Raw genomic sequence first — 25,668 nt, 5'->3', positions numbered from 1 at the left:
GAGCCTGGCGATTACCTACTTTCACACGGGTATCCGCACTATCATCGGCGTGGAGTCGTTTCACGGTCCTGTTCGGGATGGGAAGGGGTGGTTCCAACTCGCTATGGTCACCAGGCATAAACGGTGGCCGCGTTGAGGTGTGCTCAACGCAGCGAATAGGGATGTAGTAGGGGTTGTGCGTATCGGCCAAGCTGCTTGTTGCTGCGGCAGCGGCACGCGACACTCACACCAGGTAGAAACACACTGGTTATAGGATCAAGCCTTACGGGCAATTAGTACTGGTTAGCTTAACGCATTACTGCGCTTCCACACCCAGCCTATCAACGTCCTGGTCTCGAACGACCCTTCAAGGAGCTCAAGGCTCCAGGGAATCCTCATCTTCAGGCGAGTTTCCCGCTTAGATGCTTTCAGCGGTTATCTCTTCCGTACATAGCTACCCTGCGATGCCTCTGGCGAGACAACAGGTACACCAGCGGTACGTCCACTCCGGTCCTCTCGTACTAGGAGCAGCCCCCGTCAAGATTCCAACGCCCACGGCAGATAGGGACCAAACTGTCTCACGACGTTTTAAACCCAGCTCACGTACCTCTTTAAATGGCGAACAGCCATACCCTTGGGACCGGCTACAGCCCCAGGATGAGATGAGCCGACATCGAGGTGCCAAACACCGCCGTCGATATGAACTCTTGGGCGGTATCAGCCTGTTATCCCCAGAGTACCTTTTATCCGTTGAGCGATGGCCCTTCCATTCAGAACCACCGGATCACTATGTCCTGCTTTCGCACCTGCTCGACTTGTCGGTCTCGCAGTTAAGCACGCTTTTGCCATTGCACTTTAGGTACGATGTCCGACCGTACCAAGCGTACCTTCGAACTCCTCCGTTACACTTTGGGAGGAGACCGCCCCAGTCAAACTGCCTACCATGCACTGTCCCCGACCCGGATTCACGGGCCAAGGTTAGAACCTCAAACAAACCAGGGTGGTATTTCAAGGACGGCTCCACGCAGACTAGCGTCCACGCTTCAAAGCCTCCCACCTATCCTACACAGATCGGTTCAAAGTCCAATGCAAAGCTACAGTAAAGGTTCATGGGGTCTTTCCGTCTAGCCGCGGGGAGATTGCATCATCACAAACACTTCAACTTCGCTGAGTCTCGGGAGGAGACAGTGTGGCCATCGTTACGCCATTCGTGCAGGTCGGAACTTACCCGACAAGGAATTTCGCTACCTTAGGACCGTTATAGTTACGGCCGCCGTTTACCGGGACTTCAATCAAGAGCTTGCACCCCATCATTTAATCTTCCGGCACCGGGCAGGCGTCACACCCTATACGTCCACTTTCGTGTTTGCAGAGTGCTGTGTTTTTATTAAACAGTCGCAGCCACCATTTTATTGCAACCCCTTCACCCTCCTGGCGCAGGCCAGTCAAGCTACAAGGGCGTACCTTATCCCGAAGTTACGGTACCAATTTGCCGAGTTCCTTCTCCCGAGTTCTCTCAAGCGCCTTAGAATACTCATCTCGCCCACCTGTGTCGGTTTGCGGTACGGTCTCGTATGACTGAAGCTTAGAGGCTTTTCTTGGAACCACTTCCAATTGCTTCGCAGCACTAGGCCGCTCGCCCCACATCCTTGAATTCCGCGCCCGGATTTGCCTAAGCGCCTTCTCCAATGCAGGGACCGGGACTTCCAACACCCGGACAACCTTCCGCGATCCGTCCCCCCATCGCATCATACGACGGTGCAGGAATATTAACCTGCTTCCCATCAGCTACGCATCTCTGCCTCGCCTTAGGGGCCGACTCACCCTACGCCGATGAACGTTGCGTAGGAAACCTTGGGCTTACGGCGAGGGGGCTTTTCACCCCCTTTATCGCTACTCATGTCAGCATTCGCACTTCTGATACCTCCAGCATCCTTTACAAGACACCTTCACAGGCTTACAGAACGCTCTCCTACCATGCACTTACGTGCATCCGCAGCTTCGGTGACTGGCTTAGCCCCGTTACATCTTCCGCGCAGGACGACTCGATCAGTGAGCTATTACGCTTTCTTTAAAGGATGGCTGCTTCTAAGCCAACCTCCTGACTGTTTTAGCCTTCCCACTTCGTTTCCCACTTAGCCAATCTTAGGGACCTTAGCTGGCGGTCTGGGTTGTTTCCCTCTTGACACCGGACGTTAGCACCCGATGTCTGTCTCCCGTGATTGCACTCTTCGGTATTCGGAGTTTGCTATGGCGGGGTAATCAGCAATAGACCCCCCAACCATGACAGTGCTCTACCCCCGAAGGTGAGACACGAGGCACTACCTAAATAGTTTTCGGAGAGAACCAGCTATTTCCAGACTTGTTTAGCCTTTCACCCCTATCCACAGCTCATCCCCTAACTTTTCAACGTTAGTGGGTTCGGTCCTCCAGTACGTGTTACCGCACCTTCAACCTGGCCATGGATAGATCGTCTGGTTTCGGGTCTACACCCAGCGACTGAACGCCCTATTCGGACTCGCTTTCGCTACGCCTTCCCTAATCGGTTAAGCTTGCCACTGAATGTAAGTCGCTGACCCATTATACAAAAGGTACGCCGTCACCCGTTTCCAGGCTCCGACTGTTTGTATGCATGCGGTTTCAGGATCTATTTCACTCCCCTCCCGGGGTTCTTTTCGCCTTTCCCTCACGGTACTGGTTCACTATCGGTCGATCACGAGTATTTAGCCTTGGAGGATGGTCCCCCCATCTTCAGACAGGATTTCACGTGTCCCGCCCTACTTGTCGTACACCTAGTTCCACAACGCTGTTTTCGCATACAGGGCTATCACCTGCTATGGCCGGGCTTTCCATCCCGTTCTGCTAACAATGCTGCTAAAGAGTACAAGGCTCTTCCCATTTCGTTCGCCACTACTCTGGGAATCTCGGTTGATTTCTGTTCCTGCAGCTACTTAGATGTTTCAGTTCGCCGCGTTCGCTTCCCTGACCTATGTATTCAGTCAGGGATGACCCATTCGGGCCGGGTTTCCCCATTCGGACATCTCCGGATCAAAGCTTGTTTGCCAGCTCCCCGAAGCTTTTCGCAGGCTACCGCGTCCTTCATCGCCTGTGATCGCCAAGGCATCCACCACATGCACTTGTTCGCTTGACCCTATAACGAGTGTGTCTCAAACTTGCGTTCAAGCCGTGCTCGCTACAGGATGAGTTCTCGCATTTGTGCCGTATTCCAAGTCATCTTTCGATCACTTAAATACATTTTGGTTGATACAATCACAACCCGGTATCGTGTTTTACTGCAGCGTCTCATCAACGCTCACGACACCTTTACTACATCCCATATTTTTAAAGAACAGCCGACTGAGACTGGGTCTCCGGTCGTCTTGGCAAAGCCAAATGCAAGCGCTCAATGCTAAGCGCTTGCATTTGACCATGCTACGCAAGACACGCACTGCGCATCCTGGCTCTAACAACTAACAAACCGATAAGTGTGAACGCTCGACTTGAGATGCACGCTCTGAAAGGAGGTGATCCAGCCGCACCTTCCGATACGGCTACCTTGTTACGACTTCACCCCAGTCATGAACCCTGCCGTGGTAATCGCCCTCCTTGCGGTTAGGCTAACTACTTCTGGCAAAACCCACTCCCATGGTGTGACGGGCGGTGTGTACAAGACCCGGGAACGTATTCACCGCGGCATGCTGATCCGCGATTACTAGCGATTCCAGCTTCACGTAGTCGAGTTGCAGACTACGATCCGGACTACGATGCGTTTTCTGGGATTAGCTCCCCCTCGCGGGTTGGCAACCCTCTGTACGCACCATTGTATGACGTGTGAAGCCCTACCCATAAGGGCCATGAGGACTTGACGTCATCCCCACCTTCCTCCGGTTTGTCACCGGCAGTCTCTCTAGAGTGCTCTTGCGTAGCAACTAAAGACAAGGGTTGCGCTCGTTGCGGGACTTAACCCAACATCTCACGACACGAGCTGACGACAGCCATGCAGCACCTGTGTCCACTTTCCCTTTCGGGCACCTGATGCATCTCTGCTTCGTTAGTGGCATGTCAAGGGTAGGTAAGGTTTTTCGCGTTGCATCGAATTAATCCACATCATCCACCGCTTGTGCGGGTCCCCGTCAATTCCTTTGAGTTTTAATCTTGCGACCGTACTCCCCAGGCGGTCAACTTCACGCGTTAGCTACGTTACTGAAGAAATGAATCCCCAACAACTAGTTGACATCGTTTAGGGCGTGGACTACCAGGGTATCTAATCCTGTTTGCTCCCCACGCTTTCGTGCATGAGCGTCAGTGACGTCCCAGGGGGCTGCCTTCGCCATCGGTATTCCTCCACATCTCTACGCATTTCACTGCTACACGTGGAATTCTACCCCCCTCTGACATACTCTAGCCTTGCAGTCACAAGCGCCATTCCCAAGTTGAGCTCGGGGATTTCACGCCTGTCTTACAAAACCGCCTGCGCACGCTTTACGCCCAGTAATTCCGATTAACGCTCGCACCCTACGTATTACCGCGGCTGCTGGCACGTAGTTAGCCGGTGCTTATTCTTCCGGTACCGTCATCCCCCCGCCGTATTAGGGCAAGGGATTTCTTTCCGGACAAAAGTGCTTTACAACCCGAAGGCCTTCTTCACACACGCGGCATTGCTGGATCAGGGTTGCCCCCATTGTCCAAAATTCCCCACTGCTGCCTCCCGTAGGAGTCTGGGCCGTGTCTCAGTCCCAGTGTGGCTGATCGTCCTCTCAGACCAGCTACTGATCGTCGCCTTGGTGGGCCTTTACCCCACCAACTAGCTAATCAGACATCGGCCGCTCCTATCGCGCGAGGCCTTACGGTCCCCCGCTTTCACCCTCAGGTCGTATGCGGTATTAGCTAATCTTTCGACTAGTTATCCCCCACGACAGGGCACGTTCCGATGTATTACTCACCCGTTCGCCACTCGCCACCAGGATTGCTCCCGTGCTGCCGTTCGACTTGCATGTGTAAGGCATGCCGCCAGCGTTCAATCTGAGCCAGGATCAAACTCTTCAGTTTAATACCTGTGTGATCCTTCGGTTTCCCTATGGATCTCGCTCTTTCGAGCGGTCGCTCACTCTCAGAAAACTGACTGGCTACATCCGCGATTTGCACCCCGGACATAACCAACATGTTTTACTGTGCGAGCACTTTATAACTTGTAAGCTAAAAGACCGAAGTCTTCCGCATCCGCTATCAAGCGCCCACACTTATCGGTTGTTTGTTTGTTAAAGAACTGGTCGCGGTTCGCTTTGCTTACCGCGTCGCTGCGTTTGCTGCAGCAGAGAAACGAGACTATAAAGAACTTTCTACGTTTCGTCAAACACTTTTAATCTTTTGCTGCTTCGGGAAGCCTTGCTATTTTTGCTCTGCCCACCCTTGCCGCTAACCCCACAACCCTTGCCCCGCCTGCTTTGCAGACCGTTGCCGTGTTGCGAGGGGGCGAATATTAAAGGGTCCGGGCCAGCCTGACAAGCCCTTTTCGGCAAATATTGTGAGAGCCTCCTCGATCACCCTGTGTCGCGCACTTTCGGCGCAACCCGGGCCGACCACATCGCGCCGCCAGCCGGCTATACGGCAGTCCGGCAAACCCACCCCAACGGCACGAACGAAAAAATGGCCTGGAGCGCTTAACGCTTCAGGCCATTTTTGTGCTTCTTTTGCTGCTCAGAATAAGTGGTGCGGCTGGCAGGATTCGAACCCACGACCCCTTGGTTCGTAGCCAAGTACTCTATCCAACTGAGCTACAGCCGCACGCGAAGACGGCATTCTAGCGCAGTCAGAGAAAAATGCAAGCCCCTTTTTCCCTGCCCGCCTTGGCTACCAGCGATAGCGGGCGCCCAGCGTGCCCCCAGGATTGCGCCCGGCTTTCAACTTGACCCAGAGCTTGACGCCCCCGTTCGTGCTGCCGTGCGCACCAAGGTTGACGGAGAGTAGCCCACGCAGCATGTCAGGATCGATGCGGGTGCCGTTGATATTGATCACCTGCCTGCGGTCCTGCCAAAGATCCGCCTCGACAAAGGGGTACACCCCGCCGACGCCGGTCAGCCGGGTTGGCTGCGTCCGGTAGACCCGCACCACCACCTCCGCGGCGCTTGCGTCCGCAGGCTGCCCGGACAGAAAACCGGTTGCATTCTTATCGAGGCCGGGCTGATAGGCGAGTTGCAGGCGCGGCTGTATCGTCAGGCCGCCGCTGCGCGGCAATACGGTATCCATCGCGAGCGCCATGCTCTGCATCCGGCCGCCAACGACCCCGGTCGCCGAAGTGGCATCGTCCAGCCGCAGGAAGAACTCGGCGTGTCGCGGCCGGCTGGCGGGTTCAGCATAAACCGGATCGCGCAAGGCCGCCGAAAGCCCGGGGGCATCGTCGTCCGCGCTGGGCGGAGCCGATGCAACTGAAGTACTGCCGCTCCAGGAGGACCATTTGCCGATCGACGCGACCAGCGGTGCCTGCACATCACCGCCACCGGCTGGCGCCGCCGGCGACGGGGATTCACTTGCAAGCTGTGCAACTGAATCGGGTTCGAGCTGGTCCCAGCCGAGGCCGGCGTTGCTACCGGAGGGACGCTCTTCGGCCTGCGCCAGGGAGGCCACCAACATCGCTAGGATCGAGCAGCAACAAAGCCGGCAAGGGTGGGGATGGGCGGCGTATGTGCAAAGCCCGGTCCCAGCGGTGCCTGCACCACCCTGCGTCGCGCACGCAGATGACACACTCCTGGCCATGACTGCAACCCCTGGCTGAAATGAACCATGTCGACTCTGCTTTTGAGCATAGATCAAACAAAGCGCAAGCGTTAGGGGTTGGGCGCGCCTTGCGTGGGGCGCCGCACAGGGCCACCTGGCGAGCGGCCGGACCGTGCCGGCCGCTGCCACATTGCTATGCAAACCAGAGGCGCTCCGCTAGGATCGCGGCTGGCCGCCGGGGCGCAGGACAAAAGCCCCGCGAGCCAGCTGTAGCAGCACAAGAAGAAGCGAAACAACGGAACAGCGGAAGATCCTGATGACCAACGACCCCATTGACAGGCCTGGCAATCCTGGCGAGCCCGATGCTTCAAAAATGAAACAGATTGGCGCCGTCAGCAAGTTGCCGATCGCCCCGGTGCACAGCGTCCTGCGCGATACCCGCGAACTGCTGGGCAGCAGCGGCGAGCTCGAAGCCGGGCGCGGCATGATCACCGCCATCCTCGCGCTCGCCCTGGGCGGGCTGAGCCTGCTGGGCGTGATTGCCTTCCATTTTCCGCAATACCTGACCACGCCCGAGCTACGCCACAAGTATTCGGTCGACGTGTTGCGGCACGTACTGTTTGCCGCGCTGCTGGTGTCCGGCGGCATGTCGCTGAGTAACCTGGTGCTGGGCCGCAAGCGCAGCCTGAACGCCGCGGCATTCGCACTGGTAGCGCTTGCGGTGGCGTTGGGCGGCTCACGCGTAGCCGTGGGCGACTTCCCGGACCACACGCCGTACATCGGCCTGGACTGGTTCATCCTCGACCTGCTCGGCTCGACGCTGATCTTCGTGGTGATCGAAAAGCTGTTCCCGCTCTATCGCGGGCAGGCCGTATTCCGGCGCGAATGGCAGACCGATCTGGTGCACTTCGCGGTCAACCACTTCATCGTTGGCCTGATCCTGTTGACGGTCAATTTCCTGATCTTCCGCTTGTTCGGCTGGCTGGTGCGCGACAGCGTGCACGCGTTCGTGGGCGGCATTCCCTTCGTGCTGCAACTGCTGCTGTGCATTCTCGCGGCCGACCTGGCGCAGTACTGGACCCACCGCGCGTATCACGAGGTACCGTTCCTGTGGAAATTCCACGCAGTGCACCACAGCACCAAGACCATGGACTGGCTCGCAGGCTCGCGCCAGCACATGCTGGAACTGGTGTTCACGCGCGTACTGGTGCTGGCGCCGCTCTACGTGCTGGGCTTCAACAAGGGCGTCATCGATGCGTACATCATCATCGTTGGCTTCCAGGCGGTGTTCAACCACGCCAATGTCCACCTGCCGTGGGGCCCGCTGCGCTACCTCGTGGTCACGCCGGATTTCCATCACTGGCACCATGCATCGGATGAAGAGGCGATCGACAAGAACTACTCGGCGCACTATGCCTTTCTCGACTACCTGTTTGGCACCGCGGTGAAATCGGGCAAGCGTTTCCCTGAAAAATACGGCGTAGTCGGCGACTACATGCCGGACGGCTTCGTGCGCCAGCAGCTATTCCCCTTCCGGCCGATGCCGCCTGCACGCAAGGACGACCAGGCATAAGACGGTCCGGCGTGCTGGCATCGACGCACGCCCGCTCGAGATCGAAGCCCCGCAGGCCGGCGATATTCTGCTGCCGGCCGCCGCCCCATCGCGAATGGGGGCGAAACCAGGTGGCGTGCGTGGGGTGCGGGAAACAGGCCGCCATGGGAGGCGGTGCCTTGCAATGTGCCACCGAAAGGGGCCGTATGCCGTGCGGGCAGGAACCGCATGAAAGCGCGGCGCAAAAGAAAAAGGCCGCTGCATAAGCAACGGCCTTTTTCATCGAGTCTTGGTGCCCAGAAGAGGACTCGAACCTCCACAGTGTTGCCACCGCTAGGACCTGAACCTAGTGCGTCTACCAATTTCGCCATCTGGGCTTCGTTTTGCTGCTTTGCCGCAGCGCTGCGAAGAACGACATTATGCAGAACGCGGAATCTGCTGTCAACTCCCGCCCTGAAATTTCTTTGGCGGCCGCGATCAAGGCTGAAAACAGACGTGCCCAGGCCTGCCATCCAGGTGCAAGGTGGCCGTGGCGGGACGCGTGCTCGCCACCACCTTGCCGGCACGCAACACCAGCAGACGGGTGGCGCGCAGCCGGATCGCCTCGACCGCGTCGCGTGCCTGCAGCAGCACCAGGTCGGCCCGGCAGCCCGGTGCGATACCATAGCCTTCCAGCCCAAGGATGCGCGCCGGTGTTTCGGTGACGGCAGCAAAGCACGCGCGCATGGCGTCCTGCCCGGTCATCTGCGCCACGTGCAGCCCCATATGCGCCACCTCCAGCATGTCACCCGAGCCCAGGCTGTACCACGGGTCCATCACGCAATCATGGCCGAACGCCACCGGCACGCCGGCGGCCAGCAACTCCGGCACACGGGTCATGCCACGCCGCTTCGGATAGCTATCGTGCCGGCCCTGCAGTGTGATGTTGATCAGCGGGTTGGCGATGGCCGCCACGCCAGACTCCCGAATCAGCGGAATCAGCTTGGAGACGTAGTAGTTGTCCATCGAATGCATCGAGGTCAGGTGCGAGCCCGTCACCCTGCCCTGCAAGCCAAGGCGCACGGCCTGGCTGGCCAGCGTCTCTATATGACGGGACATCGGATCGTCGCTCTCGTCGCAGTGCATGTCCACCCGCAGGCCTCGCTCGCAGGCCAGCTCACACAGGATGCGCACGGACTCGGCGCCATCGGTCATGGTTCGCTCGAAATGCGGGATGCCGCCCACCACGTCCACGCCCATGCCGAGCGCCCGCTTGAGATTGTCGAGCGCGCCCGGCGCGCGCAGCACGCCGTCTTGCGGAAAGGCCACCAGTTGCAGGTCGAGGTAAGGCCGGACCTTCTCGCGCACGTGCAGCAGCGCCTCGGTGGCAAGCAGGCGCGGGTCGCACACATCCACGTGCGAACGGATCGCCAGCAGGCCCTTGGCGACCGCCCAGTCGCAATAGGCCAGCGCGCGTTCGACGATGGCGTCCTGCGTCAGCAGCGGCTTGAGCTCGCCCCATAGCGCGATGCCTTCGAGTAATGTGCCAGACTGGTTGATGCGCGGCAGGCCGTAGGACAGCGTCGAGTCCATGTGGAAATGCGCATCGACAAATGGCGGCGTCACCAGTTGACCTGCGGCATCGACCTCGGCAGCGGCAGGCGCCTTGAGCGCCGGCTCCACCGCCTTGATGCGGTCGCCCAGGATGCCGATGTCGATGCCGGTACGGCCATCGGGGAGCGTGCAGTTGCGTAGGATCAGGTCGAGCATGGTGGGGGCCTTGTCATGATGATTGCTTGCCTGGAATCAACGTTCGCCCTTGCGATAGGGCTTCATCAGCGCCTGCGGGTAGGCGGCGCGGCGCGCCACCAGCACCAGCGCGAGGATCGACAGCACATACGGCAACATCAGGTAGAGCTGGTAAGGCAGCGGCGGCAAGCCGGGCAGGCTCGCGCCGCTTTGCTGCAGGCGCAGTTGCAGCGCGTCGAAGGCGGCGAACAGCAGGGCGCCGGCCAGCGCGCGGCCCGGCCGCCACGAAGCAAACACCACCAGCGCCACGCAGATCCAGCCCCGGCCGTTGATCATATTAAAGAAGAATGCGTTGAACGCGGATAGCGTAAGGAACGCGCCGCCCACCGCCATCAAGGCGGAGCCCGCCATGATGGCACCGATACGCATCGCGCCTACGCGAATCCCCTGCCCCTGCGCCGCGGCGGGATTCTCGCCGACCATGCGCACGGCCAGCCCGAGCGGCGTCCGGTAGAGCAGCCAGGCCACCACGGGCACCAGCCCCAGCGCCAGCAGCGTCAATGCGGTCTCCTCACCAAACACCGGACTCAACATACCACCAATTAGCGGAATGCCGCCGATCCAGTGCATCGGGGCAAAGGGCGTGATAGTGGGCGGCGTGGACACCGAAGCAAAGCCGAGCCGGTAGGCATAGTAGGACAGGCTGGTGGCCAGCATGGTCACGCCCAGCCCAGCCACATGCTGGGACAGCGCCAGGCTCACGGTCAGCCAGCCATGCAGCAGCCCGAAGGCCAGCCCGATGCCGGCTGCCACTGCCACCCCGCCCCATAGCGGCGCACCGTGATAGACCGCCAGCCAGCCACCGAAAGCGCCAGCTACCATGATGCCCTCGATGCCAAGGTTGAGTACGCCGGCACGCTCGCACAGCAGCACGCCCAGCGTGCCGAAGATCAGCGGCGTGGCCACGCGCAGCACCGCGATCCAGAATGGCGCCGAGGCCACGATATCGAGCAGTTCCATCAGGCCACCTTACCCGGGGCATCGAAGCGGATGCGAAAGCGTGTCAGCATGGTCGCCACCAGCATGGCGAGCAGGGCCACCGCCACGATCACGTCGGCAATGCTGTTGGGCACGCCCACCGCGCGGCTCATGCCATCCGCCCCCACCAGCACCCCGGCCACGAACACCGATGCCGCCACCACGCCAAGCGGATGCAACCCCGCCAGCATGGCGATGACCACACCCGCATAGCCATAGCCGGGAGAAATATCGAGCGTGAGGTAGCTGGTACGCCCCGCCACCTCCACCACGCCCGCCAGCCCCGCAAGCCCGCCGGACAACAACGCGGCCCACATCGTCACCCTGCGCACCGGCATGCCGGCGAAGGCCGCGGCCCTTGCATTGGCGCCTACCGCGCGCATGTGCAGGCCAAACACCGTGAAGCGATTGACCGCCCACAGAATCACGGCCAGCGCGCAAGCCAGCAACAAGCCGCTGTGCACGCGCGAGCGCTCCACCAGCTTGGCCAGCTCCAGCTCCGGCACCAGCGCCACCGATTGCGGCCAGCCCATCGCGGTGGCGTCCTTCATCGGGCCATCGAGCATCATCGAGACATACAGCAGCACGATGAAATTGGCCAGCAGGGTCGTGACCACCTCATCCACACCGAGCCGGGTCTTGAGCCACGCGGCCCCAAGCAACAACATGGCGCCGGCCAGCATGCCGGCCACCACCATCAGGACAAAGAGCAAACCCATGGGCAGTTGCTGCGCCCAGGGCGCAACCGCGCCATCGACCTGGCCGCCAACCGCCACGGCGGCCAGCGCACCGAGATAGAGTTGCCCTTCCGCACCGATATTGAACAGCCGTGCGCGAAAGGCCACCGCCACCGACAGGCCGGTCAGGATCAGCGGCGTGGCGCGCGTGAGCGTTTCCGACCACGCAAAGCGCGAGCCAAAGCCGCCTTCCAGCAGCAGCGCATAGGCCCGCCCGACCGGTGCGCCGGCCCAGCGCACCAGCAAGGCGCAGATCAGCAGCGTGGCAAGGATGGCGACGATGGGCGCGGCCAGCATGCCCACGCGCGAAACGCTGGTTCGGGCTTCAAGCCGCATGGAGCACCTCCCCCTTGCCCGCTTGCGCGTGCTGGCCACCGCCCGAGCCGGCCATGGCCAGGCCGAGTTCGCCCAGCGTCCATGCCGCCGTAGGCCGGGCTTCGGTCAGGTGTCCGGCATGCATCACGGCGATGCGGTCGGCCAGCGCGTGCAGCTCATCCAGGTCCTCCGAGATCAGCAGTACGGCAGCGCCTTCGCGCGCCGCCTCGAGCAGGCGGGTGCGCACATAGGCCACCGCGCCGATATCGAGTCCCCAGGTTGGCTGGCTGGCCACCACCAGCCTTGGCGCGCTGCCTTCGCCGCGCACCGAGAGCGCCCGGCCCAGGATCAGCTTTTGCATATTGCCGCCCGACATGGTTCGCGCCGGCACCTCGATGCCGGCGGTGCGCACGTCGAAACGCGCGACCAGGTCCCGCGCGAATCGCTGCGCGGCGGCTCGCCGGATGATGCCCCAGCGCGAAAAGCGCGGCTCGCCGAGTTGTTCACTAACGGCGTTCTCCCACACGGCAAGATCGCCCACCACGCCGATCGCATGGCGATCCTCCGGCACGCGTGCCACGCCAGCCCCAATCCATGCGCGGGGCTTTGCGGGCATGGGCTTGCCTGCCAAGGTGACACGCCCCTCGCTGGCCTCGAGCGTGCCGCTGGCCAGCTCCGCCAACGCGGCCTGTCCGTTGCCTGAGACACCGGCAATGCCGACGATCTCGCCGGCACGCACCTGCAGGCTGACCTCACGCAGCAGCGCGCGCCCGTTGGCGGCGCGCGCGCCTACGTGCTCCAGCGCAAACACGGGTGGCGCCGCGCTGCCATTGGCGCCATCCCCGACGCTCGGCCGTGCCGCGCGTTCCGGCATCGCGACCACGCGGCCGACCATCAACTCTGCCAGTTCGGCCTTGGTGGTCTGCGCCGCGGCGCACTGCGCCACCAGCTTGCCACCACGCAGTACCGCGATGCGGTCGGAAACACGCAGCACCTCGTCAAGCTTGTGGCTGATAAAGATCACTGACAATCCTTCGGCGATCAGTTGCGCCAGCGTGGCGAACAGCGTCTCGGCCTCGTGCGGCGTCAAGACGGCAGTCGGCTCATCGAGAATCAGCACGCGGGCGCCGCGATACAACGCCTTCACGATCTCCACGCGCTGGCGCTCTCCCACCGACAGCTCGCTAACCATTGCCTGGGGGCGCACCGCCAGGCCGAAGCGCTCAGCCAGGGCCAGCACCTTGCCGCGCGCGGCGCGCCGTTCCAGGCGCCATTGCCACAGCGGCTGGGTGCCGAGCATGATGTTGTCCAGCACCGAGAGATTGTCGGCTAGCGTGAAATGCTGGTGCACCATGCCGACGCCGGCTGCCAGCGCCGCGCGTGGCTGGCCGGGCGGCAACGGCTGACCGTCCACCTCCACCGTACCGGCGTCGGCCACGTAGTGCCCGAACAGGATGCTGACCAGCGTGCTCTTGCCGGCGCCGTTCTCGCCCAGCAAGGCCAGCACCTCCCCGCGCTGCAACGCCAGCGAGATATCGTCGTTGGCCACAAGCGGGCCGAATCGCTTGGTAATGCCGGCAAGGCGCAGGATAGGGGTGGGCATGGATGGCTGATGATGGCGTTTAAAAGCGTCGACGGTTTGCTCCCCTAGCCCAGACGCGGGCGAGGGGAGCAAACGCAGCCGGGCACTTCAGGTGGCTCTGGCCACCTTACTGCGACGACTTCGGCTCCGTTTCCACCACCTTGACCGCGAACTTGCCATCGAGGATCGCTTTCTCTTTCGCCTTGACCTTGGACATCACGTCGCCCGGCACCTTGCCGTCAAACGTGCCCAGCGGCGCCAGCTCCGCGCCCTTGAACTTCATCAGCGAATAGGGGCCGTAGTCCTCGCTCTTGAACTGGCCGGCCTTGACCTTGCCGAGCGCGGCGCCCACGGTGGGCTCCATGTTCCACAGCGCCGAGGCGACCACGGTAGCGGGATACTGCGGCTGCGTGTTGATGACATTGCCGATCGCCAGCTTGCCCTTTTCCTTCGCGGCGTCGGATACGCCAAAGCGCTCGGCGTAGAGCACGTCGGCGCCCTTGTCGATCATGGCGAAGGCCGCTTCCTTGGCCTTGGGCGGATCGAACCACGAGCCGATGAAGCTGACCGTAAACTTCACCTTGGGATTGACCTCGCGCGCGCCCTCCATGAAGGCGTGCATCAGCCGGTTGACCTCGGGGATGGCATAGCCACCCACCATGCCGATATGGTTGGTCTTGGTCATGCCGCCGGCGATCATGCCAGTGAGGTAGGACGGCTCCTGGATGTAGTTGTCGAACACCGAGAAGTTAGGCGCCTGCGGCTTGCCGGAAGAGCCCATCAGGAACGCGGTCTTGGGATAGTCCTTGGCCACCTTGCGCGCGGCCGCCTCGACGGCGAACGATTCGCCCAGGATCAGCGACGAGCCCTGCTCCGCGTACTGGCGCAGCACGCGCTCATAGTCGGCGTTGGACACGCTTTCCGAGAACACATAGTCGATCTCGCCGCGCGCCTTGGCCTCGTTGAGCGCCTTGTGAATGCGCGACACCCATTGCTGCTCGACGGGCACGGTGTAGACCGCCGCCACCTTCAGCTTGGCCTGCGCCTGCGCCGGCACGACGCCACCGAGTGCGGCCACGCCGGCGGCAGCCGCCGCGAATTTCAACCAGGACCTGCGCTTACCCTCAATACTCATGGCTCTCTCCCCTTGTTGACGATAACTCCACGGCCAGGCCAGCCGGTTCCAGCCCGCAGCCTCGCAGCAAAAGCCGCACCAGGTGGTCGGTGGCCTGTTCATAATCGCGCTGGCCCAGGTGGCTCACCCCAAGCACGGCGCAAACTTGCGACTCAAAATCGGCGTAGGTCTGGGTGGCGGCCCAGATCGTGAAAAACAGGTGCTGCGGATCGACGCTGGCCATCTCGCCGCGCGCGATCCATTCCCGGATCACGCCGGCCTTGCGCGCCACCAGCGCGCGCAGCGCGCCGCTGAGTACGTCGCGGATCTCCGGCGCTCCGTGCAGCAGCTCGTTGGCAAACACGCGCGAGGCATCCGGATGGCTGGCAGACAGCCGCATCTTGGCGCGGATGTACTGCTCCAGTGCCACCTGGGGCCGCTGCTCCGCGCCGATGATGTCGGTCTCGGACAGCCACAGCGCGAGCGTATGCGCCAGCACGGCCCGATATAGCGCCTGCTTGGTGCGGAAGTAGTAATGCAGGTTGGACTTCGGCACGCCGGCGCGCGTGGCGATCTCGTTCATGGTCGCGCCAGCAAAGCCGGCCCGGGCGAACACGTATTCGGCCGCGCGCAGGATCAGCGCCTCGTTCTCCTGGCGGATGCGCCCCCCCGCCACCTCCCGCGGCGGCGGAAAGCATGGCGGCGGCGCCGTAGCCGGCGCTCCCATTACTTGGTGCCGTAGAGGCGGTCGCCGGCGTCGCCCAGGCCTGGCACGATGTAGCCGTGCTCGTTGAGTTCCTCGTCAATGGCCGCGGTGACGATGGCTACGTCGGGATGCGCCGCTCGCAAGGCCATCAAACCCTGCCGCGAAGCGATCAGGCACACGTACTTGAGCGTGCTCACACCGGCTTCCTTCAGACGGTTGAGCGCGGCGATGGCGGAGTTGCCGGTAGCCAGCATCGGGTCGACCACGATCACCAGCCGCTCATGGATGTCTTCCGGCATCTTGAAGTAGTACTCGATCGGCTCCAGCGTTTCCGGGTCGCGGTACAGGCCGATATGCCCGACCCGCGCGGCCGGCAGCAAGTCCAGCATGCCATCCAGGAAACCATTGCCGGCCCGCAGGATCGACACCAGGCACAGCTTCTTGCCCGAGAGCACCGGCGACTGCATGGGCGCGATCGGCGTCTTGATGGCGATGGTCTCCATCGCCAGGTCGCGGGTTGCCTCGTAGGTCAGCAACTGGCTGATCTCGCGCACCAGCCGGCGAAAATTGTCGGTGGTGGTGTCTTCGCTGCGGACCAGCGTGACCTTGTGCTGCACGAGCGGATGATCCACTACCATCACGGACGCGGTGGCGGGCGGTACGGCGGAGAGGTCGGTCATGATGCGCTCCTGGAGGGCGGTAGCGGATAGCACTTGCTGGCTGCTCATGCTGGTTGCTCATGCTGTTTGCTGCGGCGCGGGTCTGGCAAACCCGCTAGAACACCGTGCCGTCGCTGTTGATGGCGAAAGGCGGCGGACCACCTGGCCTGCGCTTGGCGGCAATGCGCCGTCCCGCGGCCCAGGTGCCACCCTCCAGCACGCGGGCCAGCGGGAACAACTCTGCCGACAACCCGAGCGCCTCGCGCACCGACGCGGCCACGAGGTCGAGTCCCGTCACCGTCAGCGCGCGCCATTCCACGATAACCGGCTCATCCACCGTGTGCGCCACGGCAGTAAAGCCAGGGTCGCGCGGCACCATCAGCTCGAAATCGAACAGCAGCCCGCCGTTGCGGTATTCGGGCAAGCCCGTCAAGGCCTCCAGCCCGGTCACAGTCAGGCCGGCATCTTCCAGCGGTTCCAGCAGCGAGTAGGTCAGCCACTGGGTCAGCTTGTGAAAAGGCACCAGGCCATCCGTACAGGCCGGGTGGTGCCAGCAGTCGCCCAGCGACACGCCTTCCAGGCTCACACGCCCGGGCCATACCGGCCCCAGCGCCACCAGCAGCGTGGTCAGCACGAAGCCGGCCTCGATCTGCCCAGAACTGGCATGCGCCTTGAGGTAGTCGAACAGGTTGCCCAGCCGCGCCGGCGAACCAAAGACCGCTGGCGTGGCTTGCGCAACCTCGCCAAGGCGGCGCAACAGCCCGGCGCGTCCATCCAGGCCCACCAGCGGGTTGTGCTGGGCCACCTGGAATGCGGTTGCGATGGAGGATGCATCGATACGCATCAGGCGCTCGGTATCGGAGCGCAGCGGCTGCCCCGGCTGTGCGGAAAAGCCGCCGCGCGCGAACAGGTCGAAGCTGGCCACGCCGAGCCCTTCGGAGCGCGTGAGCAACAAGTCGCTGGCAGGATCGCGATAGCGCCAGTCCGGGCCTGCGCCGGCATCCAGCAATACGCTGGGGATCACCAGGTCGATGCCGATGCGGGCGCGCTCCTCACGGTCGGCCTCGCCGGAGAGCCCGCCGCGTTCGCACAGGATCTGCCAGCGGTCCAGCTTCTCGCCAGGGCCGCCGCTCTCGAAATGACGCCAGCGGCTGTGGTACGGCACGTTGAGGTCGGGATAGCGCTGGCGGATGGTGGCCGCCACGTAATCGGCCACTGCCGGGATCCGCTCCGGATGCCAGGTAAACAGCTCGGACGCGCCGGCTGCGACATGATCCGTCACGGCAGCGCAACGGGTGCGTACCGCATGGCCCGTGAGCAACGCGGCGGCCGGATGGCCCGGCGGCACGGGACTGGCCCAGCCACCGGCATCATCCTCGCCGTTGATGAAGGGATTCGCGGCGCCGCGCACGCCACCCGCTTCGGGTATCTCGTTCATTCGTGCAGTCCTCTACCCTTGGCCAGCGCGAGTTCTTCCGCGTCAGGCGGGGTATAGCTCGTGAAGTAGCCAGCTGCCACCTTGGCGTCGATTTCCACGCGGGCATCAGCCGGGATCAGTGCATCGGGAATCGCAACCTGCTCGACCACCTCGATACCCTGAGCGGTCAGCGCCCCGTGCTTCATATTGCTCATCGAAGCCCAGCGGTCGATACGCTTGATGCCGAGCCAGTGGAACACGTCGGGCATGAGCTCCTGGAAGCGCATGTCCTGCACGCCGGCGATACATTCCGTGCGTGCGAAATAAGTCTCGGCCCGGTCGCCGCCAACCTGGCGCTTGCGGGCGTTGTAGACCAGGAACTTGGTCACCTCGCCCAGCGCCCGGCCTTCCTTCCGGTTATAGACCACCAGCCCCACGCCGCCCTGCTGCGCCATCTCGATGCACACCTCGATGCCGTGGGCCAGGTACGGCCGGCAGGTGCAGATATCGGAGCCAAACACGTCCGAGCCGTTGCACTCGTCGTGCACGCGGCAGGCCACCTTGGTCTCGGGCTTGCCAAGCTGGCTGACATCGCCAAAGAAGTACAGGGTCATGCCGCCGATCGGCGGCAGGAACACTTTCAGGTCGGGGCGCGTGACCAGTTCCGGGAACATGCCGCTGGTCTGCTCGAACAGGCTGCGGCGCAGCATGCTCTCCTTGATCTCGAAGCGGCGCGCCAGCCCCGGCAGGTACCAGACCGGATCGATCGCGGCTTTGGTGACCCGCACGTCGCCATTGGCATGAAGGATCTGCCCATCAGGCGTGAGCCGGCCGGCCGCAATGGCGCCCATCAGTTCCGGCATATTGATGTGGGCGCGCGTAATGGCGATCGAGGGACGGATGTCGATGCCCGCGGCGATCCGGTCGCCGAAGGCGCTGGAAACCAGGTGGCCCCAGGGATCCATCGAGACGATCTTGTCCGGATCGCTCCACTGAGGGTGAGGCCCGATGACCTCGGCCGGCGAGGTATCGGTGAGATCAGCGCGGTGGTCTCGCTGCAGCTTGCCGGAGGCCACCGCCAGCGCGCGGTAAACCGCGTATGCGCCGGAATGGGTGCCGATCACATTGCGCTGAGCCGGATTGGTCAGGCTTGCGATCACGGGGCCGCGCTCCGCAGCCGTGGCGGCCCCCCAGTGGATTGGCTCGGCCGGCTTGTCGCGGCGCGCGTGCGAGGTCAGGACAATATGATCGGACATGGCAGCCTCGGAACAAGAATCCTGACCAAACGGTCAGGTTTACGATTCCATAGTAGGCAACCTTCGTGCCATATCCCAATGCTCGTTTCTACCTTGTGTTGCACGCCGCACGATGCCGCTTGCGCACTGCGCCTGTGCGCAAGCGCCGCGGCTAGCACCACTCCTGGTGCATCGGCACCATGTAAAAGCGGCACCGGGCCACTCGGGCCGGGTGCCGCTGGATATGCCTTCGGATAAACCGGAAGCGATATCGGTGCTATCGGTCGGTCAGGTTGACCGTTGCTGCCCCGCCTGCTGGACCGGCTCGGGGGCCGCTGGCCAAAGCGCCAGGCGCAATGCGCGCAACGGCGCACCGCTCTCCACGTAGCGATGGAACAATGCCCCAGCGGCATTGCTCAGCAGCCAGGCCAGCACCATGCCGAGCGCATTCAGGACGGGCTGGTGCGGAGCCAGATGGAAGACCAGGGCATTCACTACCAGGCAAATCGGGAAATGCACCAGGAACACCGAGTAGGAAATGCGCCCGAAAAATGCCAGGAACCGGGCCTGCGGCCAGTGCTCAAGCCAACTGCCACGGCGCGCCGTGCCGAGCAGGAGCGCGATGGCCAGCGCCACCGCGATACGCAGCCGGAAATCCACGGCCAGCGCTGCCAGCACCACGGCGCACAAGACCAGCAGTGCCACCGGCGAACGCTCTGGCTCGGATGCCCAGAAGGCCAGCGTGCCCAAGCCGTAGGCGCCGAAGAAGTAAATCGCCCAGATATCCCACGTGGCATCACGGTTGAACCAGAACAGTGATGCCAGCACCAGCCCGGCCACCACCAGCGGGCCCATCGGGCTGCCGCCCACGTCGAACCATCGCTCGCAGCGACGGGCAGCCCACAATGCCACCATCAGCAAGGCGAACAACTGCAGGTCGATGGCCACATACCAGACGCCGGCAGACAAGGCTTCGAAATCCAGCACGTTATGCAGCAGCAGCACATGCGCCAGGAACTGGTGCAGGCCGGGGGCGCCGGGAATGGAGTCGTGATGCATCCAGGTGCGCGCAATGGCGGCACCGGCAATGGCAATCAAGATCGCCGCGGTATAGGGCACCACCAGCTTCTGGTAACGGCGCCAGATTGCCAGTAAGGGGCGCGGCACCATCAAATGCCCCGCGGGCGCCAGGCTGCGCGCCGCCAGGAAGCCGCTGATGACGAGGAATACCTGCACGGCAATGCGCGCGTACTGCGAGAACCAGTCGAGCAGACCGGGCGCCAGCACGTGGGCCGCATCGGACATGGGGCCATAGAAGGCAAGATGGTGCAGCACGATCAGCTGTGAACTGATCGCCTTGAGAGCGTCAATGCACGCCATGCGCGAAGGACGGGGGCTCATTTGTTATAAGAATGCTACAAAGTACACAAGGGCCGGATTCTACTCCCAGGAAACAGGATGGCGCCAAAATGGGCCACGATGCACCGCCGCAAAATGGCGAAAAGCGTTGTATTGGTCACACATTGCACCGCAACATATGTACTAGACAGCATATTGACGGCATTCGCCTAAAAACTGTAACGATTCCCCACCGGCCCCCTGCATGACAGCCAGAGCAACACCGCCGCCACGCCCAGCGAAACCCAATAATCGGTAGGCGCGCCGGCCCACCAGTGGATGTGCCAGGGCACGAAACTCGGCGCAAAGCGCGCCAGACCGAACGCCGGGTTCAGCACGAACCAGAGAAAATCCTCGCTGATCCAGAACACCATGATGCAGGCGATCACGCGCGCCTCGGCGCGCCAGTTCCAGCGCCCGCCGAACACCAGTGAAAAATGGAAGAACAGCGCCACGCAGGGGAATACCCACGCGTGATACCCGGTCATCGGGCGCCCGCCCCAGAAGATATCCAGCAGCCAGTGATGCTCGATGCGCCAGGTGGGCAGGTTGGCCGCCCAGCCCGCGGCACCCTCGATCTGGATCTCCACGTTAGCGAAGAAATAGGCCAGCAGCAGGGTCCACGCCACGGTCAGCACCAGCACCATGGGATGGCGCGACGGATAGGACTGGCCCGCGTGCCGGGTGGAAGAAGACAGGTTCAGCGCGCGCATCTCAACGCCCCGCCGTCGCAGCTGCGCCACCGTGGCCGGCTAGCTGGCCGCACCGCGCCAATTGCCCGAGCACGGTTTCCAGCACGCGGCGCGCCGCCGCCGGTTGCCCGAGCGCGCTAGCCCGCGCACGCATCTGGTCGAGCCGTGCCGGCTCCGCCAGCAAGAGGCGCACCCGGTATTCGAGCGATACCAGGTCGACCGCCTTGAGCGCGGCGCCTTGCTCCAGCAGGTAATCGGCATTGCGCTCTTCCTGCCCTGGAATCGGCGCATTGACCACCATCGGCACGCCCATCGCCAGGCATTCGGACGTGGTCAGGCCGCCCGGCTTGGTAATGACAAGGTCGGAGCACGCCATCAGGCGTTCCACCTCGTTGGTAAAGCCGAAGGGAAAGAGGCGTCCGGGGTATGCGGCGGCCAGGGTCTTGAGCCGCGCCAGGGCGTTCTCGTTGCGTCCGGCTAGCACGATCAGCTGGAAATCGTGGTCCAGCCGCATCAGCGCGCTGGCCACCTCGTCAAGGCCGCCAAGCCCTGCCCCGCCGCCCATCAGCATGATGGTGCGCCGTGCCGGATCGAGCCCGAAATGCTGTGCGCAGGCCTGGCGATCCTGCGGGTGGGAAAACGCCGGCACCACCGGAATCCCTGTGGTGTGGATGCGGCCAGCCTCGATCCGGCTGGCCCGCATGCGAAACGCGATTTCCTCGCTGGCGGCAAAGTAACCTGTCATATGGGGAATCACCCACATGCCGTGCAGGTCAAAGTCTGTCACCTGCACCCACACGGGCACCGCCAGCCGCTGCCGGCGCACCTCATGCATCAGGATCTCGGCGGGCAGGAAGTGCGTGCAGACGATGGCATCCGGGGCGAACTCGTCGATCGCACGGCGCAGCGCCCGCGTGCTCAGGCGCTCGGCGGCGCGCCGCAGCTTTTGCATCGGTGCGGCCGGGTCGGCATCGGAAGTGTGCTGGTACAGCATGCCCCAAAGGGCCGGATAGCTGTTCACCAGCTTGATGTAGAAGTCGGTGTAGAGCTTGCGAAACGTCGCCGGGACGTATTCCATCACGTCCAGGTGAAGCGTCTGCACACCGGGGAATTCGGCTTCGGCGGTCAGGCGCAGGGCTTCAGCGGCGCGCATGTGGCCGGCGCCGGCGGAAACACTGAGGAAGAGGATCTTCTGCTGCTGCATGGGAATTGGGGGAAATTGGGCTGCCGGGGTGATCCCGGAGGTGCCGGGACACTGGGGTGCTGGGGCGTTGGAGAGTTTCGGCGCGGTGCTCACTTCATGACAAAGGACTTGATCAGCGTCAGTTCACCGGGCTTGCGCATCGGCACGCGGAACACCTGCTGCTTTTCGTTGGGCGTGTTTTCATCGGTGATCAGCGCCACTTGCGCCACGGTAATGGCTTCGGGGCCGGCGCCGCTGCCGTAGTAGTTCACATAGACCAGGTAGGTACCGGGTGGCGGCGCGGCAATCGAATAGATCTCCGGGCCATAGCCGGTGGTGACGTCGACATCGAGCGCGCCGCCGTTGCTGGCCACGCGATTCGCATAGAAGGTGTGCTGGCCGTCGGGGGCCACCACATGCAGGTCCAGGTCGGTCTGATCGCTGTCCCAGGACAGCACCACCCGCAGGCGCGGACGGGTCTTGCCCTGGTAGCCGTCGTAGAACTGCACGCGCTTGCTGGCGCCCTGCGCACTGCGGATCTCCACGCTGTTGCTACCGCCCGAGAAGGCGTAGGGCCGTGAGAAGCGGCCATCCTCCTCGACCCGCTGCGGCATCGCCACGCCGTTGACCACCAGGGTGGCAACCGAGCCGCCACCGCGCCGCCCGCGCCCGCCGGGTGCGGGGCTCGACGCGGCGCTCGCGGCATCCGCCTCGGCCTTGGGCGCCGCGCGGATGCGCCCGGCAATCATGGCGCTGGCGGCTTGCCCAGCTCGCGTGGAGACCGCCACCGCCGGGTAATGCACTTCCTGCGTATAGGCCGAAGCATCACCGGCCGAGTTGCGCCAGCCGTTGCGCGGCGTGGTGAACTCGATGGCATCGTCGGCTCGCACGGCGCCGGCCAGCAACAGTGCCGGCAGGGTCAGGCTGATCAAGGCTAGTTTTGGCGAGTGCTGCATATCCACGGTTCCTTCCTGCGTTCTTTGCGACTGCTTTCTGGCTAGGCGTCGGTCTGGCTATCAGTGTGCCTGATCGATATGTCGGCTCAGAAACGCACCGACTTCATCAGCGCCAGTTCGCCCAGCTTGCGCAGCGGCACCACGAGCGTCTCACGCTTTTCATTGAGCGTGTTCTCGTTGTAGATCAACGTGAGCTTGGCGGTAATCAGGTCGCGATCGTTCTTGCCTTTCTCGAAGTTGTAGCCATCGGCGTTGAAATTGCCCCAGTAGTTCACATAGAACAACCACACCCCGGGACGCGGCGCCGCGCTCGAGAAAATCTCCGGCCCCGCACCATCCACGCTATCCACGTCCAGACCGCCCCCCTCCGGCAGCAAGGGGCTGGCAAAGAAGGCATGGCCACCGTCAGGTGAAATCACATGCAGGTCGACCTCGGCCTTGGGATCGTCCCAGGTCAACACCGCGCGCAGCTTGGCCTGGATCTTGGTCGCGTCGGCCTCATAGAACTGCAAGCGCTGGCGCGAGGCGCCATCAGCGGACACGATCTCCACACTGTTGGAGCCCCGGCCAAACGCCCACGGCCGCGCGAAGCGCCCCTGCTCGTCGGCATACAGCGGCATGGCCGTGCCGTTGACCACCAGCGTGGGCGGCTTGCGGCCCTCCTTGCCGACCTTGCGCAGGCGCCCCTCGATCAGCGTGCGGTACTTCTGCGTGCCCCGGTCCACCGGCGGCTTGGGATAGGCGGCGGTATAGCGCTCGAGCTCGTTGGACAAGCCGCCGTGGCGCCAGCCGCCCACCGGGCCGTCCAGATCGGCAACCGGCTCGGCCGTGGCCACCAGCGGCACCGCGACGCAGGCCAGGGCCAGCACGCCGTGGCGCCAGTTGCGGGACAAATTGCGGGTGAGATTCATGATGGGTTTTGCGTACGTACCAGCTTGCGCGCCATGGCTTCGACAAAGCCTTCGTCCTGCCCGCGCGGGTGGCGGGCAAATGCAAGATGGAGATATTCGTGGGCCAGCGCAATGCGGTCGTCCTCGCTGGCCAGCCGGTGGATATAGAGCCGGTTGCGGCGCGCGTCGGCATAAGGGCGGCCTTCGCGCACTTCGCACACCGCGGGCAGCGGCGGCGTTTCATAGCCCGGCTCCGCCGCCAGCCAGCGCTCCCAATGCGGCGCGCGCTGCGCCAGCCACTGCCGCGCATTGGCCACCGCCAGGCAATCGCCGGCCACTGGGCTCTGGAACGAGGTGAGCGTGGCCTGAGGCCACCAGCGAGCCAGGATGGCATCGAACGACTGCCCCTGCCCGGCCGCGCGCCGGGCCTCCAGCCAGGCCATGCGCCCCTGGCCGCTCGCGTCGTGGTGATAACGCACGGCCACGCCGGACAGCACCAGCGCATCGGTCACATCAGCGGCACGTCGCGCCGCGGCGGTAGGGACACGCGGCAGCACACGCTGGGTGCGGCTGCTATCGGCAATATGAAAGCAGCCTTGCTCACGCGTGGCTTGCTGGATCAGGTAGCTGCGCGCGGCCACCGCCAGGGCACGGGCGGCTTCGGGCTCAGTGGTGTCGCCCTCGCGCTCGACAACCCGCGCCACGTAGTCATTGAGGCCGAAGCGGCCCACTACGCGCGGCGCAGCGCCGGGCTTGCGCAGCAGCGTCAGTTCGCCACGGCTTTCCACGCGCAGGGTGTTGCCATTGGCAAACTCCGCGCGGTAGGTGCCGTTGAGCGGGCCATCCGCCACGGCCTGGCGACTTGCGCCGGTGCCGTTGCCGGTACCGGCGGCTTGCAGATCGCGCAGCGCATAGCGCTCGAACATGTCGACCAGCACGCAGGCGCCATCATCAGGCACCGGCACGGTGGCCAGCAACGGCTGCAGGCGGGGCGCCGCACGGCGCAGCACATTGGCACTGGCGCCGGGGCCGCCCAGCCAGACCGGGCTGCCATCGGCAAGCCAGCCGGCCGCGCCGCCGATGGATGCGCCCGGCCGCGCCGGGTCCGGCATGGTCCAGGTCTTGGCGCGCAGCAGGCTGCCATAGTTGGCCAGCGTGCCTTCGCCGCGCCCCACCGTCAGTACCGAGACCAGCGTCGCGGCGGCTGCCTGTTGCGCGGCGGGGGACACGGCATGCAGCCCGGCAAGCAGATCGGCAACGGCCACGTTGCGAGCCGGCTGCATCGCCTGCATGTCCTGTAGCCACGCGGGTGCGCCTGCCTCCTTCCAGAAACGGCGCCAGTCGGCAGCGGACAAACCCAGCCGCCGCGGCTCGAAATAGCGTCCGCAGGATTGAATCAGCGCACGCTCGCGGTCGATGCTCTGGCCGGGCGTGCAGCAGTAAACCTCCTCCGGGTCACCACCACGGCAGGTGTAGTCATCGGATGGCTTGTCGCGGCCGACCAGGTAGCCATAGACGAACAGCTTCCACACGCTGCCCAATGGGGTCTGCAAGCTGGCAGGCAATGGCGTGGCAGCGGGCGCGGCGGCGTTGCCGTCGAGGCCGAACAATTGCGCGTCCGCGCCCGCGAGCCGCGCGAAGCGCAGGGGCTCGGCGGGCGCGAGCGTGGCAGCCAGCGCAGGCCCGGCGCACGCCGCGCCCACGGCGGCCAGCACCGCAAGCCGTCGCCACCAGGCACGGCCGGCCGCCATGCGCGCTGCCCCGTTCATGCCC

General features: G+C 63.5%; 17 protein-coding genes, 2 tRNA genes and 3 rRNA genes. 1 reads left to right on the top strand and 21 read right to left on the bottom strand.

Annotation, left to right across the window (positions count from 1 at the left end):
* Positions 1-2 precede the first annotated feature (2 nt).
* From rrf to F7R26_RS27415, 5 genes are all read right to left on the bottom strand, one after another.
* Positions 3-115, bottom strand: a 5S ribosomal RNA gene (rrf, locus tag F7R26_RS27435).
* Between the two features lie 136 nt (positions 116-251).
* A 23S ribosomal RNA gene (locus F7R26_RS27430) occupies positions 252-3,130 on the bottom strand.
* Positions 3,131-3,496: 366 nt separating this feature from the next.
* Positions 3,497-5,028: ribosomal RNA gene (locus F7R26_RS27425) — 16S ribosomal RNA — on the bottom strand.
* The 16S, 23S and 5S rRNA genes sit together here, the layout of an rRNA operon.
* Positions 5,029-5,686: 658 nt before the next feature.
* Positions 5,687-5,763, bottom strand: a tRNA-Arg gene (locus F7R26_RS27420).
* A gap of 66 nt (positions 5,764-5,829) precedes the next feature.
* Complete coding sequence (locus F7R26_RS27415) at positions 5,830-6,609, bottom strand: hypothetical protein (RefSeq protein WP_150992963.1); 780 nt, start codon at positions 6,607-6,609, stop codon at positions 5,830-5,832.
* 457 nt (positions 6,610-7,066) lie between these two features.
* Here F7R26_RS27415 and F7R26_RS27410 point away from each other — a divergent pair, with 457 nt between their 5' ends.
* The gene (locus F7R26_RS27410; RefSeq protein WP_170302022.1) at positions 7,067-8,266 is read left to right on the top strand and encodes a sterol desaturase family protein; all 1,200 of its coding nucleotides are present in this window, start codon (positions 7,067-7,069) and stop codon (positions 8,264-8,266) included.
* A gap of 269 nt (positions 8,267-8,535) precedes the next feature.
* On the opposite strand, the gene F7R26_RS27405 is transcribed toward F7R26_RS27410, so the two are convergent.
* From F7R26_RS27405 to F7R26_RS27330, 16 genes are all read right to left on the bottom strand, one after another.
* Positions 8,536-8,622 (bottom strand) — tRNA-Leu (locus tag F7R26_RS27405).
* Positions 8,623-8,722: 100 nt separating this feature from the next.
* Positions 8,723-9,994: an amidohydrolase family protein gene (locus F7R26_RS27400; RefSeq protein ID WP_150992959.1), complete on the bottom strand. Its 1,272-nt coding sequence runs from the start codon at positions 9,992-9,994 to the stop codon at positions 8,723-8,725.
* Positions 9,995-10,030: 36 nt separating this feature from the next.
* Positions 10,031-10,996 (bottom strand): ABC transporter permease, encoded by a 966-nt coding sequence (locus F7R26_RS27395; protein ID WP_150992957.1) that lies wholly within the window; start codon positions 10,994-10,996, stop codon positions 10,031-10,033.
* The gene (locus F7R26_RS27390) at positions 10,993-12,084 is read right to left on the bottom strand and encodes an ABC transporter permease (protein ID WP_150992955.1); all 1,092 of its coding nucleotides are present in this window, start codon (positions 12,082-12,084) and stop codon (positions 10,993-10,995) included. The genes F7R26_RS27395 and F7R26_RS27390 overlap by 4 nt, the downstream gene beginning before the upstream one ends.
* Complete coding sequence (locus tag F7R26_RS27385; protein WP_150992953.1) at positions 12,074-13,666, bottom strand: ABC transporter ATP-binding protein; 1,593 nt, start codon at positions 13,664-13,666, stop codon at positions 12,074-12,076. Before F7R26_RS27385 ends, F7R26_RS27390 begins: the two co-directional genes overlap by 11 nt.
* 106 nt (positions 13,667-13,772) lie before the next feature.
* Positions 13,773-14,780, bottom strand: a complete 1,008-nt coding sequence (locus F7R26_RS27380) for a BMP family protein (RefSeq protein WP_150992951.1) — start codon at positions 14,778-14,780, stop codon at positions 13,773-13,775.
* On the bottom strand, positions 14,770-15,486 hold the full coding sequence (locus F7R26_RS27375) for a TetR/AcrR family transcriptional regulator (protein WP_150992949.1): 717 nt from the start codon (positions 15,484-15,486) through the stop codon (positions 14,770-14,772). Before F7R26_RS27375 ends, F7R26_RS27380 begins: the two co-directional genes overlap by 11 nt.
* On the bottom strand, positions 15,486-16,145 hold the full coding sequence (gene upp / locus F7R26_RS27370) for a uracil phosphoribosyltransferase (protein ID WP_043358238.1): 660 nt from the start codon (positions 16,143-16,145) through the stop codon (positions 15,486-15,488). The genes F7R26_RS27375 and upp overlap by 1 nt, the downstream gene beginning before the upstream one ends.
* A gap of 94 nt (positions 16,146-16,239) precedes the next feature.
* Positions 16,240-17,562 (bottom strand): URC4/urg3 family protein, encoded by a 1,323-nt coding sequence (locus tag F7R26_RS27365; protein ID WP_193692254.1) that lies wholly within the window; start codon positions 17,560-17,562, stop codon positions 16,240-16,242.
* The gene (locus F7R26_RS27360) at positions 17,559-18,797 is read right to left on the bottom strand and encodes a GTP cyclohydrolase II (RefSeq protein WP_043355607.1); all 1,239 of its coding nucleotides are present in this window, start codon (positions 18,795-18,797) and stop codon (positions 17,559-17,561) included. The genes F7R26_RS27365 and F7R26_RS27360 overlap by 4 nt, the downstream gene beginning before the upstream one ends.
* Positions 18,798-19,064: 267 nt before the next feature.
* The gene (locus tag F7R26_RS27355; RefSeq protein ID WP_150992947.1) at positions 19,065-20,177 is read right to left on the bottom strand and encodes an acyltransferase family protein; all 1,113 of its coding nucleotides are present in this window, start codon (positions 20,175-20,177) and stop codon (positions 19,065-19,067) included.
* Between the two features lie 167 nt (positions 20,178-20,344).
* Complete coding sequence (locus F7R26_RS27350; protein ID WP_150992969.1) at positions 20,345-20,821, bottom strand: hypothetical protein; 477 nt, start codon at positions 20,819-20,821, stop codon at positions 20,345-20,347.
* Between the two features lie 67 nt (positions 20,822-20,888).
* Positions 20,889-22,070 carry an MGDG synthase family glycosyltransferase gene (locus F7R26_RS27345; RefSeq protein WP_150992945.1) on the bottom strand — a complete coding sequence of 394 codons (1,182 nt, stop codon included), beginning with the start codon at positions 22,068-22,070 and terminating at the stop codon, positions 20,889-20,891.
* 89 nt (positions 22,071-22,159) lie between these two features.
* Entirely contained in the window at positions 22,160-23,005 is an 846-nt protein-coding gene (locus F7R26_RS27340) for a YfaP family protein (RefSeq protein ID WP_150992967.1), read from the bottom strand.
* 86 nt (positions 23,006-23,091) lie between these two features.
* Complete coding sequence (locus F7R26_RS27335) at positions 23,092-23,916, bottom strand: YfaP family protein (RefSeq protein WP_241754752.1); 825 nt, start codon at positions 23,914-23,916, stop codon at positions 23,092-23,094.
* Entirely contained in the window at positions 23,913-25,664 is a 1,752-nt protein-coding gene (locus F7R26_RS27330) for a DUF2300 domain-containing protein (protein WP_241754751.1), read from the bottom strand. The genes F7R26_RS27335 and F7R26_RS27330 overlap by 4 nt, the downstream gene beginning before the upstream one ends.
* Positions 25,665-25,668: the final 4 nt, after the last annotated feature.

The sequence above is a fragment of the Cupriavidus basilensis genome, from assembly GCF_008801925.2.
Lineage (GTDB): Bacteria > Pseudomonadota > Gammaproteobacteria > Burkholderiales > Burkholderiaceae > Cupriavidus > Cupriavidus basilensis.
Note: the sequence above shows the minus strand (reverse complement) of the source record. Positions and strands in the feature narration are given on the sequence as shown.